Raw genomic sequence first — 15,578 nt, 5'->3', positions numbered from 1 at the left:
CAGGGTCGGGCTGGTTCCAGAAAATTTATCGAAACCGTCAGTCATGCAAACGGATCGATCTGCTGCTTCAACTGCACCCGCGCCCGCGAGAGGCGTGAACGGACGGTACCAATCGGCACACCAAGACTGTTGGCGGTTTCCTGATAGTTGCCGTCCATTTCCAGAGAGACTTCCAGCACCTTCTGCATGTTCGAAGGCAGGCAGTCAATGGCCTGGATGACGCGTGCCAGCTGTCGATGGCCGTCTACCTGATGACTGACATCACGGTGTCCATCAAGCTCGGAATGGACGTCTTCCTCCCAGCTCTCCTGGTAAGGCTGGCGATACATTTTACGAAAGTGATTGCGGATCAGGTTCAACGCAATGCCACACAGCCAGGTCTGCGGTTTGCTGGCGTGCTGAAACTTGTGCTCGTTGCGCAGGGCTTCCAGAAACACGCATTGCAGGATGTCATCGACATCATCGGGGTTCATCACGCGCTTCTGGATGAATGCCCTCAGCATCTGTATCTGATCAGCGGTGAGCTGACGAATGCCGGCTGAGGAGGAGGAGGACTGACGTGGCTGGGTTGCATCAAGGATCACAAGGTTCGGAAACATGGGCTTGTCCTAAGTCAATAGTGTGCAAGCCTTATAGCGATAACTGTGCCAGTTCAAAAAAACGTATAACTTATTGATTTATATAATAATTAACAAATATGTAATTTTTTGTAATACAAATTCTTGCGCAAACCTTTTTTTACGACAACAGCTTTTGGCACAAACCCGCCTCCTCCCTTGCCAAGGGAACCGAACCGGTCTGTGGCCCACTCAGAGGACATGACCCGGCTTAGAACTGCCCTATGAAAATCGTCGCTCCGCCGCCTCCCATGCAGACACTCCCGGTCGCGCCGACCCGCGTCGTGCCGCCTGTTGCGCCGCTGACTCTCGGTGTCGCTGCACAAGGCTCCGGAACCTCTCAACAGCAGGTTTCCCGCTTCGCTGCGGCGCTTATCCAGCACAGCCGCATCCTCCACCAGCGCGAGCTGATTGCCAGCAACAATGCCCTGCAGTCCCGCGCAGTCAAACTGGGGGAGCTCTATCAGTTACTGATGGGAGCCCAGGACACCGGGCTGGATAACGCCGCCAAAATGCTGCGCAAGAAGCTGATGCAGGAAGACTCGTCCAACGATCTTTCGCTGGTCCTGGCTTTTACTGACGGCGATGCCGCCAAGGCTCACGTGGTATTGCAGGCTGCCAGAAAACAGGCCGAAGCCGATGGTGCTACAGGCGAACATGTGGTCCTGACCCAGAAGCTGAAGCTGCTGCGACGGAAATACGGTCCACGTGCGCGCGCGGGGATCAATACCGCAAGAGCTTTCGCCCGTCCGAACATCGATAACAAACGCCGGGCTTCCCTGCGCAATCTCTACAACGTGGCGGTATCCGGGCAGCCGAACATTACCGGCCTGATAGAGGCGCTGCTCAGCGATCAGCAAGAAGCGGGGCAGTTCAACCTCGACCTGCGAGATATGCGTATCGCCATCGCCGATGACCTGTCAGCCATGACCCCGTCGGCCTCCCATGAGCAACTGCGCACACTGATGCACGGGCTCAATACCGCACGTCACGTCACCATATTGCTTAAAGGCTGCGAGCACCTGCTGGGGCGCATGCGCGACAAGAACCCCGATCTGAAAGTCGATCCGCCAGCCTTTCTCAAGCACTTGCTGACCCTGACGGCCAACGGAATGAATGTGAATCAGACCCTGCAATTGACCCAACACATCGGTGGCAAAAAACTCAAGCACCAACTGGCGTTTCTCAACGGCTTGCGGCCGATGTTGCTGCAATTGCCGATTTTGCTCTGGCGCGACATGAAAAGCCGCCAGACCGCGCTGAGTAACCTGCTCGTGCTGATGGCCGAGCTTACCCAGCAGGAACAGAAGCAGCTTTATGTGGGGCTTGCCTGATGAACAGAGTCATCAACGTACTGAACATGGTCGCCTTGTCGGCCATGCGCCGCTCGGAAGTCGTCGGCGCATTCTTTGTGATTGCCGTTGTGTTCATGATGATCACGCCGCTGCCCACCGGGCTGGTCGACGTACTGATCGCCGTGAACATCTGTATTTCCTGTCTGCTGATCATGCTGGCCATGCACCTGCCCAGGCCTCTGGCCTTCTCGACCTTCCCGGCCGTGTTGTTGCTGACCACCATGTTTCGTCTGGCGCTGTCGATTTCCACAACCCGATTGATCCTGCTCAACCAGGATGCCGGGCACATTGTCGAGGCGTTCGGTCAGTTCGTGGTGGGCGGTAATCTGGCGGTAGGCCTGGTGATCTTCCTGATCCTGACAGTGGTCAACTTTCTGGTGATCACCAAGGGCTCGGAACGGGTCGCCGAAGTGGGCGCACGATTCACACTCGATGCCATGCCCGGTAAACAGATGTCCATCGACAGCGACTTGCGGGCAAACCTGATCACTGTTCATGAAGCACGCAAACGACGCGCCGAGCTGAACAAGGAAAGTCAGCTGTTCGGCGCAATGGACGGGGCGATGAAGTTCGTCAACGGCGATGCTATCGCCGGTTTGATCATCGTCGCCATCAACATGATCGGAGGCATCTCGATCGGTGTCGTGCAGCATGGCATGAGTGCTGGCGACGCGTTGCAGTTGTACACCGTGCTGACCATCGGTGACGGCCTGATCGCACAGATTCCGGCGCTGCTGATCTCTGTGACATGCGGCATGATCATCACCCGCGTTCCCAACACCGAAGCCGGCGTGGAAGCCAACATCGGCCGGGAAATCGCCGAGCAAATCACCAGCCAGCCGAAAGCCTGGATCATCGCCGCCGTCGCCATGCTCGGTTTTGCCGCGCTGCCCGGCATGCCGACGGGGGTGTTTATCACCATCGCGATCATCTGCGGCGCGGGCGGGATGCTGCAATTGCAGCGGGCCAGGCCCAAAGCCGAGGAGCAAGGCGCCGTCGCAGTGGCTCCGGAAATGAATGGCAACGAAGACCTGCGCACATTTTCTCCGAGTCGCCAGTTTGTCATGCAGTTTCACCCCGCTCAGGACAGCACGCAGATCGAGGCGCTGATCAGCGAAATACGCCAACGCCGCAACCGGCTGGTGGTGCAGTTCGGCCTGACCCTGCCTTCTTTCATCATTGAGCATGTCGATCATCTGCCACCAGACGAATTTCGCTTCATGGTGTATGACGTGCCTATGCTCAGGGCAACATTCAGCCAGACCCACGTTGCGGTAGATGTCCGCCAGTTGAACGGAGAGACGCTACCTGCTGCCGTGTCCGGCACGACGGATCGCCAGGAAGATCAGTGGGTCTGGCTGCCTGCCGAGCACAGCGACGGCCTTCCCACAGTCGATTCAATGACGCTGATTGTCGAGCGCATGGAGCGCGCACTGCAGGCATGCGGGCCGCAATTCATCGGCTTGCAGGAAACCAAAGCCATTCTCGGCTGGCTGGAGTCCGAGCAACCGGAACTCGCTCAAGAGATGCAGCGGGTACTCACACTGACACGCTTCTCGGCGGTTCTGCAGCGGCTGGCATCGGAGTGTGTGCCGCTGCGCGCCATCCGCGTGATCGCCGAAACACTGATCGAACACTGCCAGCACGAACGCGATACCAGCGTGTTGACCGATTACGTGCGCATCGCGCTCAAGTCGCAGATCTACCACCAGTATTGCGGTGCCGAAGGCCTGCAGGTATGGCTGCTGACGCCGGAAAGTGAAGGCTTGCTGCGCGACGGCCTGCGCCAGACACAGACCGAAACATTCTTCGCATTGAGCAACGAGGTCAGCCAGATGCTCGTGCAGCAAATGAATATTGCGTTTCCGGTGCGCGCGCCCGAGCAGGCGGTACTGCTGGTCGCGCAGGACCTGCGCAGTCCGCTGCGGACCTTGTTGAGGGAAGAGTTCTATCACGTTCCCGTACTGTCTTTTGCGGAAATCAGCAATGCAGCCAAGGTTCGGGTCATGGGTCGATTCGACCTTGAAGACGACCTTGAACCGCTGGACAACGAGCACGCCGCTTGAGCCTTCAAGGGTTGAGCACAGGGAGAGGGTCAGATGTTTGAATTACGCGTACTGAATGGCCTGCATCAGGGCGCCGCTCTGCCACTGGTGGGCGAGGAGTGGTCGATCGGCTCTGCCGAACAGCAGGATCTGGCGCTGGACGATCCGGGCGTGGAAAGCCTGCATTGCCGTCTGCAGCGCCTGGGCGACAGCTGGACCCTGAGCGCTGAAGAGGGAGCGGTGCACGATGAAGATGGCAATGCCCGGCATACCCCTGACTTGAACCTCAATAGCGCCTTCATGCTGGGTTCGGTATGGCTGTGTGTTTCCTCCGCTGACGACGCGTGGCCCTCCGTGCCGGCCGTTATACCCGAGCAGCCGGCACAGCCTGATACCCCACGCAACGACCCGCCCCTGAAGAAGGTCAAGTCGCGCTCGCAATGGCTCAATCGCACCACGGGGATCATCGCCGGGTTGCTGGTCGGTGTGATTGGCAGTGCCTGGAGCCTGACTCGCCCTTCACCTGTCACCCTTGATCAGGGGCCTGCGCACATTGCCTCCGCCACCCCGGCCGCACAGGATAAAACGCACCCTGCGTCAGAGAAGACCGCCCGTCCTGCGACTGATAAACGCGTACGTCTGAGCAGTGCCGATGCCGTCAGGCATCAGCTCAACAGCATGCTCAGCGATCGTCTGCTGACCGACGTGAGCATTGAGGAGACACCGAACGGGTTGATGCTCAACGGCAATCTCAAGGAAGAATCGCTGCTGGTTTACCAGCGCATGCTGCAGCGTTTCAAGGACCGCTACGAATCGCCTGTGACCGTCCTCGACAACGTTTCCGGCAAGCAAAATACCCTGCCGTTCGTGGTCGTGCAGATCATGACCGGGCCACATGCGCACCTTGTCACCGCCGATGGTCGGCGCGTGTATGTCGGCGATGAAGTGGACGGACTGCGTCTGACCAGAATCGACGATCAGCATCTTCAGTTCGACGGTGATCGTCATATAGAGGTGACGTGGTGAACGCCGCGCTGAGCCAATGGAAAGCGACCCATGCAGCACGCTTGAGTCAATACTCCGCAGTTCGCGTCAGCGGGCGGGTCAGCGCCGTACGGGGCATCCTGCTGGAGTGCAAGATTCCCGCCGCCAAGGTCGGCGACCTTTGTGAGGTGAGCAAGGCCGATGGCGGTATGTTGCTGGCTGAAATCGTCGGTTTCACTCAGGAATGTACACTGCTCAGCGCCTTGGGCGCACCGGACGGGATTCAGGTCGGCGCGCCGATCCGCCCGCTTGGCATAGCCCACCGGATTGGCGTTGACGACAGTTTGCTGGGCTGCGTGCTGGATGGTTTCGGACGACCGCTGCTCGGTGATTGTCTCGGCGCTTTCGCCGGTCCGGAGGATCGTCGCGAAACACTGCCGGTGATTGCCGACGCCCTGCCACCCACCCAGCGCCCGCGCATCACCAACGCCCTGCCCACCGGAGTACGCGCCATCGACAGCGCCATCCTGCTGGGCGAAGGTCAACGCGTGGGGCTGTTCGCCGGTGCTGGCTGTGGCAAGACCACACTGATGGCCGAACTGGCCCGCAACATGGGCTGCGACGTTATCGTCTTCGGACTGATCGGCGAACGGGGCCGCGAGTTGCGCGAGTTTCTCGACCATGAACTGGACGAAACCTTGCGCGCCCGCTCAGTGCTGGTCTGCGCCACGTCCGATCGCTCAAGCATGGAGCGCGCCCGCGCAGCGTTCACCGCGACCGCCATCGCCGAAGCGTTCCGCGCACGAGGCCAGAAAGTGCTGTTGCTGCTCGACTCCCTGACCCGGTTTGCCCGTGCGCAGCGAGAAATAGGGATTGCTTCGGGCGAGCCGCTGGGCCGTGGCGGCCTGCCGCCCTCGGTGTACACCTTACTGCCACGTCTGGTCGAGCGCGCCGGTATGAGCGAGAACGGTTCGATCACCGCCCTTTACACGGTCCTGATCGAACAGGACTCGATGAACGATCCGGTAGCGGATGAAGTGCGCTCACTGCTCGACGGACACATCGTGCTGTCCCGCAAGCTGGCCGAGCGCGGGCATTACCCCGCCATTGACGTGTCCGCCAGCATCAGCCGGATCCTCAGCAACGTCACCGGCCGCGAACACCAGCGAGCCAACAATCGTCTGCGCCAGCTACTGGCCGCCTACAAGCAGGTGGAAATGCTCCTGCGTCTGGGCGAATACCAGGCCGGGGCAGACCCGGTGACCGATTGCGCGGTACAGCTGAATGACGCCATCAACGCCTTTCTGCGCCAGGACCTGCGTGAGCCTGTGCCCTTGCAGGAAACCCTGGACGGCTTGCTGCGGCTGACCGCCCAACTGCCGGAGTAGAACATGGACGAAACATTCGAGGAAGACCCGCAGCGGGCGGCGCTGGAACAGGTAATCGGCCTGCTGACGCCCCTGCGCCAACACCGTCAGGCGAGTGCCGAGCGGGCGCATCGCCAGGCGCAGGTGGAACTGAAATCAATGCTCGACCACTTATCAAAGACACGGGCATCACTGGACCAGGAACGTGACAACCACAAACGACGTCGCGAGAGCCTGTCCAGAGCGCACCTGGCAAAGACCATCAGCCTGAACGATGTAGACCGGTGGCACGAGAAGGAAAAAAACATGCTCGACCGCCTGGCCCATATCCGTCAGGACATGCAGCAACAGCAATTGCGGGTAGCCGAACAGCAGGCTGTGCTTGAACAGAGACGCCTGCAAGCCAAAGCGTCTCAGCGCGCAGTCGAGAAACTCGCCTGCATGGAGGAGACGCTCAACGAAGAAGGTTGAGTGACGATGACCGCACCGATCAAAACCCCTGCCAAGGCACCAGCGCCACCTGTACGCGAAAAACCGGCGGAGTCTCTGCCAACAGCATTCAGCGCCAGGCCGGCAGGTGACAAACGCGCCGCCTCTGGCGGTGCTCTACGCAGCGATCTGCAGGCAAGTCGTTCGGCATTCAACAGATCGACGGCGGACACACCGATAAACGCCGATGGCCTGTTCTTTTCACAACTGCTGGTGCCGCCGGTAGTTGCCCAGTCTGATCAACAGAGCTTCGCAGGCGGCGCAATCGCCTTTTCGGTCAGAGCAGAAAATGTACCGACCGAGTTGATCGATGAGGTCGTACAGCGCCTGCCCGATCAGCCCGATGGCCCGCTCGCCTTCACCCTGCTGATGCCTAATCTGGGCAGCGTTCGGGTCAACGCCAGCAAAGCCGACAATCGTTGGAGTATCCAGCTGGGCTTTGCCCGGCGCGATGTGCTCAAGCGCCTGCATGGCCACGCAGGCGCGTGTCGCGAATCGCTCTCGGAGGCACTGGGCCAGGACGTTGACCTGTCGATGCACGAAGACTTTGCAGCATGAGTGCGCTGCTCCTGCGCAAGGTCGCCCCGCTGTTTGCCCAGGCCACACGCGAGCTGGGCGCCGGTCAGCGTCTGGACTTCGACGTTCAGGGCGGTAACGCCGAGCTGACACTTCTCCCACTGCTGGCCGATGTCGTTACACCGCGTGTCGGTGCCTGGTTGAGTACCGCTGCGGGGCCCGTGTGCCTGAGCGATGCCGAGGCAGTGCTGAGCCTGCTCGGCGAGGTGCCTCTTACCCTGGCTGGCGATCAGCACGCCTGGTACTGGCAGTTGTTCAATCAGTGCCTGAGCCCGGTCATTGCCGATCTGCTCGCCCCCATCGAACCGCAGTCCGACAGCACGCAAGCGTCTTTAATGGCTTGCCGGATTCAGGTCCGGCTCGCAGGGCAACAGGTTCATGCCCATCTGCACGCAGCACCAGAGACGCTTATCAGGATATTGCGCTCGGCGCGCTGGCACCCTGTTCAAAAGCCGGTCGATGAAGACTTTTGTGTGGCCACGCCGCTGATCATTGGCGAGCTGTCGCTGACGCTGGAACAACTTGCTTCGCTGCGGCCAGGTGACGTGGTACTGCCCGCCCGCTGCCGGTTCGACAGCGCCGGGCAAGGCGTGCTGAGCCTTGCCGGGCGGCAGTGGGAGGCACAGACCGAGCTTCAGGCACAGCATCTTTTTTTGCGGCTCAGCCACGAGGAACACAGTCACCATGAGTACTGAAGATCTGTATCAGGACGATGTCGAAAGCCTCGACGATTACGACGAACAAATCGGTGAGCAGCAGTGGGCGGATGTGGACGTCGAAGAACAGCCCGGCCTCCCATCCGATGAGCCTGATGAGCCCATTGGACCTGATGAACAGGACGAGCAGGATGAGCACAGTCCATTGTCTGCAGTCGACTCACTGCCACTGGACCTGACCCTGCGCTGCGGAGAACTCAGGTTGACCCTTGCCGAACTGCGCCGACTGGACGCGGGCACGGTCCTTGAGGTCAGCGGCATTGCGCCAGGCTACGCCACACTGTGCCATGGCGAGCGCGTGGTGGCCGAAGGCGAACTGGTCGATGTAGACGGTCGGCTGGGCCTGCAAATAACCCGACTGGCAGCTCAGCCATGATTATGGAAGGGGCCAACCCGCTCCTTTTGGCACTGTTTCTCGGCGCGCTGTCGTTGATTCCGTTTCTGCTGATCGTCTGCACCGCCTTCCTGAAAATCGCCATGACTTTGCTGATCACCCGCAACGCTATCGGCGTTCAGCAAGTCCCGCCGAACATGGCGCTGTATGGCATCGCACTCGCCGCCACGCTGTTCGTCATGGCGCCGGTCGCCCACGAAATGCAGCAGCGCGTGCACGACCATCCGCTAGAGCTGGGCAATACCGAGAAGCTCCAGGCCAGTGCCAGAACAGTGATAGAACCGCTGCAACGCTTCATGACCCGCAACACTGACCCCGATGTGGTTGCCCATCTGCTGGACAACACACAGCGCATGTGGCCCAAGGAAATGGCCGATCAGGCAAGCAAAGAAGATTTGCTCCTGGCAATCCCTGCCTTTGTTCTCTCCGAACTGCAAGCCGGTTTCGAGATCGGTTTTCTGATCTACATCCCGTTTATCGTTATCGACCTGATTGTCTCCAATCTGCTGCTGGCGCTGGGCATGCAGATGGTCTCGCCCATGACCCTGTCGCTGCCGCTCAAACTGCTGCTGTTCGTACTGGTGTCAGGCTGGTCGCGCCTGCTCGACAGCCTGTTCTATTCGTATATGTGAGGCGGTCATGGAAGCATTGGCACTGTTCAAGCAAGGCATGTTTCTGGTCGTCATCCTGACCGCACCGCCTTTGGGTGTTGCGGTACTGGTCGGGGTCATCACCTCGTTGTTACAGGCGCTGATGCAGATTCAGGACCAGACGCTGCCCTTCGGCATCAAGCTGGCTGCCGTGGGCATGACACTGGCGGTTACCGGGCGCTGGATCGGCGTGGAGCTGATTCAGTTCATCAATATGGCCTTCGATCTGATTGCCCGGTCCGGAGTTGCGCATTAGATGCCTCTGCACGCCCAGGATTTTTTCGAATTCATACTGGGCATGGGCCTGGCGATGGCAAGGCTGGTGCCGTGCATGTTGCTGGTGCCGGCCTTCTGCTTCAAATACCTCAAGGGACCGCTGCGCTACGCGGTAGTCGCCGTGGTTGCGATGATTCCTGCACCGGGCATCAGCCGCGCGCTGACGTCACTTAATGAGGACTGGTTTGCCATAGGCGGTCTGCTGCTCAAGGAAGCGGTACTCGGCACCCTGCTGGGCATGCTGCTGTACGCGCCGTTCTGGATGTTTGCGTCCGTGGGCGCCTTGCTGGACAGCCAGCGCGGCGCACTCAGCGGCGGGCAGATAAATCCGGCGCTGGGGCCGGACGCAACGCCGCTGGGCGAGTTGTTTCAGGAAACACTGATCATGTTGGTGATCCTTACGGGGGGGCTGTCGATGATCACCCAGGTCATCTGGGACAGCTACAGCGTCTGGCCGCCGACCTCATGGCTGCCAGGCATGACGGCGAACGGCCTGGACGTTTTTCTCGGCCAGATCAACCAGACCCTGCAACACATGATGCTGTACGCCGCGCCCTTCATTGCCCTGTTGCTGTTGATCGAGGCGGCGCTGGCGATCATCGGCCTGTATGCGCAGCAGCTCAATGTCTCGATTCTGGCCATGCCCGCCAAGAGCATGGCCGGTCTCGCGTTCCTGCTGATCTACTTGCCGACGTTGCTGGAACTGGGCACAGGTCAGCTATCGAAGCTGGCTGATCTCAAGTCGATACTCGGCTTTATGGTGCAGGTGCCGTGAGCGAAAAAACAGAAAAGGCGACGCCCAAACAGATTCGCGACGCGCGGGAAAAGGGTCAGGTCGGGCAGAGTCAGGACCTCGGCAAACTGCTGGTGTTGCTGGCCGTCAGCGAAGTCACCCTGGGCCTGGCCGACGAAAGTGTGAATCGTCTGCAAGCCTTGCTGGGGCTTTCGTTCAAGGGTATCGACCGGCCGTTCATGGCATCGGTGGAACTGATCGCCAACGAAGGCTTTTCCGTGTTGCTCAGCTTTACGTTGTGCAGCGTCGGCCTGGCAATGCTCATGCGCCTGATCAGCAGCTGGATGCAGATCGGCTTCCTGTTCGCCCCCAAGGCCTTGAAACTCGACATCAACAAGATCAACCCCTTCTCCCATGCCAAGCAGATGTTTTCCGGGCAGAACATTCTCAACCTGGTGCTCAGCGTACTCAAAGCCCTGGCGATCGGAGCGACGCTGTACTCACAGGTCAAACCGGCGCTGGGCACGCTGATCCTGCTGGCCAACAGCGAACTGACAACCTACTGGCATGCACTGGTCGAGCTGTTTCAGCACACTCTGCGGGTGATTCTGGGTTTGTTGCTGGTCATTGCCATGGTCGACTTTGCCATGCAGAAGTACTTCCACGCGAAAAAACTGCGCATGAGCCATGAAGACATCAAGAAGGAATACAAACAGTCCGAAGGCGATCCGCACGTCAAGGATCACCGTCGGCAGCTGTCCCATGAAATCCTCAACCAGGAACCCAGTGCTGCGCCCAAACCGGTGGAAGAGGCGGACATGCTGCTGATCAACCCGACCCACTACGCGGTGGCGCTGTATTACCGGTCAGGGGAGACACCGCTGCCGATGATCCATTGCAAGGGTGAGGACGCGGACGCACTGGCGCTGATCGAGCGGGCCAAGAAGGCTGGCATTCCGGTTGTTCAGAGCATCTGGCTGGCGCGCACCCTGTACAAGGTCAAAGCCGGCAAGTACATCCCCCGCACCACACTGCTGACCGTCGCTCATATCTACAAGGTCGTCCGTCAACTGGACGAAGTCACCAGCGAAGTGATTCGCATCGAAGACGAGCAGTAGTCCCGCAGAGCATCACACACCGCAACCCCGCACTGAACGCAGGAATCCACCGGCATGAACACGCGCGTGCAGGGCTATGGTGATTTGCGCTGGTGTGATGGGCAGCTCATGAAGAACCCGCAAGACAGGGCTCAAACCACGAGAAGTGCCGTGACCATACGGGTAGGGACATGAGTGCGAAGAGGCATTACGAAGGGGGGAAATCCGGAAGGCCGTGTTGATGGGCCCTGATCGGGCCCACCCACACGGGTAAATCAGGCGGTCAGTGCAGCTCCTCATTCAAATGTTCAAGCCCCGCCAGCATCAACTCGTGTCGACGGATTTCATCCAAGCTGGCGAACGAGTCGGGCGTGTCGTTCACTGCGTGCCACACCACAAAGTCGCGCCGTACATCCAGAAACAGAAAGTAACGACTAAACCGTTCGGCTTCCATGAAGCGGCGTTGCAGTGCCTCGCGCAATTGCTCGGGGCGCAGCGCGCGGCCTTCGATATGCAACGCGATACCCCAGTCGTGGTGCTCACGCCGGCTGACGAAAGCGACACCCTTGGCGACCGGCCATACGGCCGGGCTCTGGGCGGCGACCTGGGCGTAGAACGCTGCTTTTTCCATTACCTCGATCATCTTCAGTCCTTTAACTGCACAACGGTGTAATCCAGCTCATGATCACGATCATCCAGCCCCTGACGCATGTCAGGCGGCCACCAGATCACCAGCTCGCGGCTGTTCGAGTCGGGACGCTTGCACGCGTACCCGGTGCAACCATGGGTAGCACAACCCGTCAGAGTAGCGACCAGCAAAAACATGACAGCAAGATGACGCATACTCATGGTGTCGCTCCCTTTAGCAACGAAGGTCGGCTTTCTTTGGCCATTTTCGATATCTGTGGCTGGCGTACAGCGATATACACCTCGCTCTCCTCGCCCGGCTGCAGCCATGCGTGAGGCCACGCGGCAACGCCAATGACCCAGCGGCCACCACAGCGACTTTCGTCGATCCGTACCGGCTTGTCGGTGTTGTTGCGTGCGACCACCACTGCAACGCCCCAGTCTTTCTTGACGAACCACTGCGAGCGTTGGCGATCGAGCGTCAGACCTTCGCCCGGGTCACACAGGCTGTCGGTTTCAAAGGGCAGTGTTTCGCCCGTGCGCATGCCTACCGGCGCGGCACCGTCGACCATCTGAGTGAAGACCTTCTGGATGTCACCACGGGTCGGCAACTCTCCCCCGTCACGACGGTCCTTGATCTTCTTCATCTGGTCATCGATGTCATGCGGGTTGCCGTTTTCCACATAGCGGGCCGGGTTGACCTGATCGCCGATCAGACGCGGGGTCAGGATGAACAGACGTTCACGCTGGCTCAATTCACGGCTGCGGGACTGGAACAGCAGCTTGCCGATGTACGGGATGTCGCCCAGCAACGGAATCTTGTGAATCCGGTCATTGGCCTCCAGCCCGTGGAAGCCGCCGACCACCAGCGAGCCATGCTCGGCGATCACCGCCTGGGTGCTGACGTTTCCTCTGCGCACACTTGGCTGCGTGTCATTGATGGTCGAAACATCGATCTGACCGTCTTCGATGTCCACGATCATTTGCACCTGGGGCTTGCCGTCGTGGTCCAGCGAACGGGGGATGACCTGCAGGCTGGTGCCGGCAGTGATCGGCAGAATTTCAGCCGCGCGTTCAGACGTGGCGGTCAGGTATTCAGTACGGCTCAGGTCGATTACCGCTGGCTGATTCTCCAGTGTCAGGATCGACGGATTACCGATGACCGACGCAGAACCATTGCCTTCCAGCGCGTGCAGCTCGGCGGAAAACTTGCTGGCGTTCTGAATGAACATGGTCGAACTGGTCCCGGCGTCAAACAGGCTGGCACCGCCACTTACATTGCCTGCATTGAAATTCCAGCGGCTGGACAGCTCCGCCAGCTCGTTGCGGTCGATGTCGAGAATCACCGCATCGATTTCGATCAGGTTGCGAGGAACATCGAGCTCCTTGACCAGCTTCTCGTACATGGCCTTGCGCTCTGGCAAGTCATAGATCAGTACCGCGTTGTTACGCACGTCAGCGCTTACCCGAATGCTTGTGCGCCCTGCGGAATGACCTTTACCGGATCGTTTGCTGCCGAAACTCAATACGCGGTCAATGCCTTGCTGCAAGGCACCTGTATCGATCCCGTTGGAACCCAGGTTGTAAGGCAAGGCCGCAGCCGAAGCCCCGGCACCGCTCGAGATGCCACCGCCCTGCCCCGGCAGCAGGTTCACACTGTCGATGCTCTCGCCACGTGCACGACTTTCCAGCAGGTCCTGAAGAATACTGGCAACACCGGCCACGACCAGTTGCTGGTCGCGATAACGAATAGTGCGATCGGCGGCGTTGGCGTACCTGAGCGGCAGGACGACAACGTCCTGCTTATCGGCTTTTTTATCCGGCTTTTCGACTTTCTTGCTGTAGTCGCGCACGAACTCCACATATTTGGCCGGACCGCGGACCAGTACCACACCTTCATCGGGCAGAGCGCCCCAGCCGAAGCGTTTGTCCAGCAGGCCCACGTCGGTCAGGGCAGTCTGCAGGTCATCCACGGCGTCGGGAGAAACCTCGATACGCGCCGATGTGCGTTCGCTGGAAGGACTGATGTACAGCGTGTCGTTATAGACGAACCACTGAAAGTGGTATTCCTGACCCAGACGGTCGAGAAATTCCTCGGGGTTCTGGGCGCGAATCCGGCCATCCAGCTTTCCCGGCATCGATGGCATATCCAGTGCCATGCCGAACTCTTTGGCAAAGTCAGCCAGTGCCGTACCCAGCTCAGTCTGCCGGGCATCGTAGGCGTAGGCAGTGTGCTTCCAGGCTTCGGGGGTGACCGCCCAGGTAACAGGGGTCGCCCCGATCAACAGTAAAGGCAACCACATTAAGGCCTTGCGCATTTCACACTCCCGGTTGCCGGTTGTTGAGGTTCGCACGCCCGAGCAGAGTGGGCGCCGTATTGCGAATTGAGGTCTGCATCAGGCTGAGCAAGGCCGCGCGCTGATTGGCCAGGCTTTCCAGGCGACTGAGCAGGTCGTTGAGATGAAAGGGGTCGGGGATCCAGCTGACCAGGACTACACAGCGCGTTTCTGGATCGATACCCAGTGCGCCCTCGCAGGCACACGCCAGGCTCGCCCCGCCTTCACTAAGCAGGGCTTCCAGACGTTGCGGATCAGCGGCATCGTAGGGATCAAGCAGCTCGATGCTGCAACATATACCGTTGACGTGTGCCGCAAGACGCACGTTGGCATCATCGATCCAGCAGTCCAGCGGAGTCGCCGGACGCTGTTCAGCCCACTGGCCGAGGATCTCGGTGAAGTCACTGAATTCCATCGATGATCGCTTTGGTGATGCCGTGTTTGGCGCGCAAGCTTTCGTTGACGGCAATACCTGCGACGTCCACCTGCTGCTGCGCATCGTTGAAAGCCTGAAGGTCTTCGATGGAGCCACTTTCCGAGGCATCCATTGCCGCGTCTTCCATGTGGGTCTGCGCGCGGCTCGCGGAGTTGTCGAGATGGCGTTGCAAGCTGTTGAAACTGATCATGTCCTGGTGCTCCAGCAAAAGGGTTCATACCTTGAGTGGAGCAAACCTGCGGCACGGTTCCATCTTCAACTCTGCGTGCGCTCAAACCTGTGTCAGGCAGACTGTTCGGCCCCCAGCAGGCCATTGCGCAACGTCATCCAGTCGATATCGAAGGCACCGTTGGCGTCGCTCAGGCGCAGGCTGCCTGATGCTACCGATGCATCTCGCTTGAGCTGCCAGTGCTCGGCGAAACGGCTTTCCGCCAGCCACTCGGCGACTGGTTCAGCCATGTCGGGGTGCACGCTGAGCGTTGCGATTGCCTGGTTGAGCTGGCTGGCAGCCAGGTTTCTGGCCAGAGCCCGCGCCCGCTCGGCCAGCGTGGTGTCGTCCAGCAAGTGCCGCAGTGACTCGCTCAACAGCGCCTCCACGGCAACCATCGATTCCTGTTGCAGGGTTTCGCGCTGCTGCTGAAGCTCGCCGAGAAACGCATTGGCGTTTTCCCAGAACTGCGCCAGCGCCTGCTGGTTGAGACGATCGGCCTCCTCCTGCGTGCGGACAAGCAACTGTTCGGCCTGCTGACGGGCGTCAGCGAGGATGTCGTGCGCCAGCAGACTGTCGGCGATGTCTTCGCGACGCAAGATCGGTTCAGGCAGCAGCGACGCGGTCGTCAAGGCAATACTGCGTTTGGCAAGCATGGGCAATTCCTGACGC

19 protein-coding genes are annotated in these 15,578 nt (G+C 59.7%); 12 read left to right on the top strand and 7 right to left on the bottom strand.

The window, feature by feature from the left end; all coding sequences use genetic code 11:
* Nucleotides 1-41: 41 nt before the first annotated feature.
* A complete protein-coding gene (locus tag MME58_RS06090) occupies nt 42-599 on the bottom strand; it encodes an RNA polymerase sigma factor (protein ID WP_055005288.1) in 558 nt (185 codons plus the stop codon).
* A 242-nt stretch (nt 600-841) separates the two neighbouring features.
* Here MME58_RS06090 and sctW point away from each other — a divergent pair, with 242 nt between their 5' ends.
* The 12 genes from sctW to sctU are packed head-to-tail and all read left to right on the top strand — an operon-like array spanning nt 842 to nt 11,320.
* Nucleotides 842-1,951 (top strand): type III secretion system gatekeeper subunit SctW, encoded by a 1,110-nt coding sequence (gene sctW, locus MME58_RS06085; protein ID WP_054984076.1) that lies wholly within the window; start codon nt 842-844, stop codon nt 1,949-1,951.
* On the top strand, nt 1,951-4,038 hold the full coding sequence (gene sctV / locus MME58_RS06080) for a type III secretion system export apparatus subunit SctV (protein WP_055005287.1): 2,088 nt from the start codon (nt 1,951-1,953) through the stop codon (nt 4,036-4,038). The genes sctW and sctV overlap by 1 nt, the downstream gene beginning before the upstream one ends.
* A 33-nt stretch (nt 4,039-4,071) precedes the next feature.
* Nucleotides 4,072-5,043 (top strand): type III secretion system inner membrane ring subunit SctD, encoded by a 972-nt coding sequence (gene sctD, locus MME58_RS06075; protein ID WP_055005286.1) that lies wholly within the window; start codon nt 4,072-4,074, stop codon nt 5,041-5,043.
* Complete coding sequence (gene hrcN / locus MME58_RS06070; RefSeq protein ID WP_054985900.1) at nt 5,040-6,389, top strand: type III secretion system ATPase HrcN; 1,350 nt, start codon at nt 5,040-5,042, stop codon at nt 6,387-6,389. The genes sctD and hrcN overlap by 4 nt, the downstream gene beginning before the upstream one ends.
* 3 nt (nt 6,390-6,392) lie before the next feature.
* Nucleotides 6,393-6,839 carry a hypothetical protein gene (locus MME58_RS06065; protein ID WP_055005285.1) on the top strand — a complete coding sequence of 149 codons (447 nt, stop codon included), beginning with the start codon at nt 6,393-6,395 and terminating at the stop codon, nt 6,837-6,839.
* Nucleotides 6,840-6,845: 6 nt separating this feature from the next.
* A complete protein-coding gene (locus tag MME58_RS06060; RefSeq protein ID WP_054985819.1) occupies nt 6,846-7,415 on the top strand; it encodes a type III secretion system HrpP C-terminal domain-containing protein in 570 nt (189 codons plus the stop codon).
* The gene (locus tag MME58_RS06055) at nt 7,412-8,128 is read left to right on the top strand and encodes a hypothetical protein (protein ID WP_054985820.1); all 717 of its coding nucleotides are present in this window, start codon (nt 7,412-7,414) and stop codon (nt 8,126-8,128) included. Before MME58_RS06060 ends, MME58_RS06055 begins: the two co-directional genes overlap by 4 nt.
* Complete coding sequence (locus MME58_RS06050; protein ID WP_054985821.1) at nt 8,118-8,525, top strand: FliM/FliN family flagellar motor switch protein; 408 nt, start codon at nt 8,118-8,120, stop codon at nt 8,523-8,525. Before MME58_RS06055 ends, MME58_RS06050 begins: the two co-directional genes overlap by 11 nt.
* The gene (sctR, locus tag MME58_RS06045; protein ID WP_055005284.1) at nt 8,522-9,175 is read left to right on the top strand and encodes a type III secretion system export apparatus subunit SctR; all 654 of its coding nucleotides are present in this window, start codon (nt 8,522-8,524) and stop codon (nt 9,173-9,175) included. Before MME58_RS06050 ends, sctR begins: the two co-directional genes overlap by 4 nt.
* A gap of 7 nt (nt 9,176-9,182) precedes the next feature.
* Nucleotides 9,183-9,449 carry a type III secretion system export apparatus subunit SctS gene (sctS, locus tag MME58_RS06040; RefSeq protein ID WP_054985823.1) on the top strand — a complete coding sequence of 89 codons (267 nt, stop codon included), beginning with the start codon at nt 9,183-9,185 and terminating at the stop codon, nt 9,447-9,449.
* Nucleotides 9,450-10,244: a type III secretion system export apparatus subunit SctT gene (gene sctT / locus MME58_RS06035; protein WP_054985824.1), complete on the top strand. Its 795-nt coding sequence runs from the start codon at nt 9,450-9,452 to the stop codon at nt 10,242-10,244.
* Nucleotides 10,241-11,320: a type III secretion system export apparatus subunit SctU gene (sctU, locus tag MME58_RS06030; protein WP_055005283.1), complete on the top strand. Its 1,080-nt coding sequence runs from the start codon at nt 10,241-10,243 to the stop codon at nt 11,318-11,320. The genes sctT and sctU overlap by 4 nt, the downstream gene beginning before the upstream one ends.
* 262 nt (nt 11,321-11,582) lie before the next feature.
* Here the strand turns inward: sctU and MME58_RS06025 are convergent, their stop codons facing one another.
* The 6 genes from MME58_RS06025 to sctL all read right to left on the bottom strand — a co-directional run bounded on the left by MME58_RS06025 (nt 11,583) and on the right by sctL (nt 15,562).
* The gene (locus MME58_RS06025; protein WP_054985826.1) at nt 11,583-11,942 is read right to left on the bottom strand and encodes a hypothetical protein; all 360 of its coding nucleotides are present in this window, start codon (nt 11,940-11,942) and stop codon (nt 11,583-11,585) included.
* A 2-nt stretch (nt 11,943-11,944) separates the two neighbouring features.
* Nucleotides 11,945-12,148, bottom strand: a complete 204-nt coding sequence (hrpT, locus tag MME58_RS06020; RefSeq protein ID WP_054985827.1) for an HrpT family type III secretion system protein — start codon at nt 12,146-12,148, stop codon at nt 11,945-11,947.
* Entirely contained in the window at nt 12,145-14,244 is a 2,100-nt protein-coding gene (gene sctC / locus MME58_RS06015) for a type III secretion system outer membrane ring subunit SctC (protein WP_054985828.1), read from the bottom strand. The genes hrpT and sctC overlap by 4 nt, the downstream gene beginning before the upstream one ends.
* 1 nt (nt 14,245) lies before the next feature.
* Nucleotides 14,246-14,677, bottom strand: coding sequence for a hypothetical protein (locus tag MME58_RS06010; RefSeq protein WP_054985829.1), 432 nt, complete (start codon nt 14,675-14,677; stop codon nt 14,246-14,248).
* Nucleotides 14,664-14,888, bottom strand: a complete 225-nt coding sequence (locus MME58_RS06005) for a type III secretion protein (RefSeq protein WP_054985830.1) — start codon at nt 14,886-14,888, stop codon at nt 14,664-14,666. Before MME58_RS06005 ends, MME58_RS06010 begins: the two co-directional genes overlap by 14 nt.
* Nucleotides 14,889-14,980: 92 nt before the next feature.
* Nucleotides 14,981-15,562: a type III secretion system stator protein SctL gene (gene sctL, locus MME58_RS06000; RefSeq protein ID WP_054985831.1), complete on the bottom strand. Its 582-nt coding sequence runs from the start codon at nt 15,560-15,562 to the stop codon at nt 14,981-14,983.
* Between the last annotated feature and the right edge of the window lie 16 nt (nt 15,563-15,578).

The organism is Pseudomonas syringae pv. tagetis, assembly GCF_022557255.1.
GTDB classification, from domain to species: domain Bacteria; phylum Pseudomonadota; class Gammaproteobacteria; order Pseudomonadales; family Pseudomonadaceae; genus Aquipseudomonas; species Aquipseudomonas caricapapayae.
Note: the sequence above shows the minus strand (reverse complement) of the source record. Positions and strands in the feature narration are given on the sequence as shown.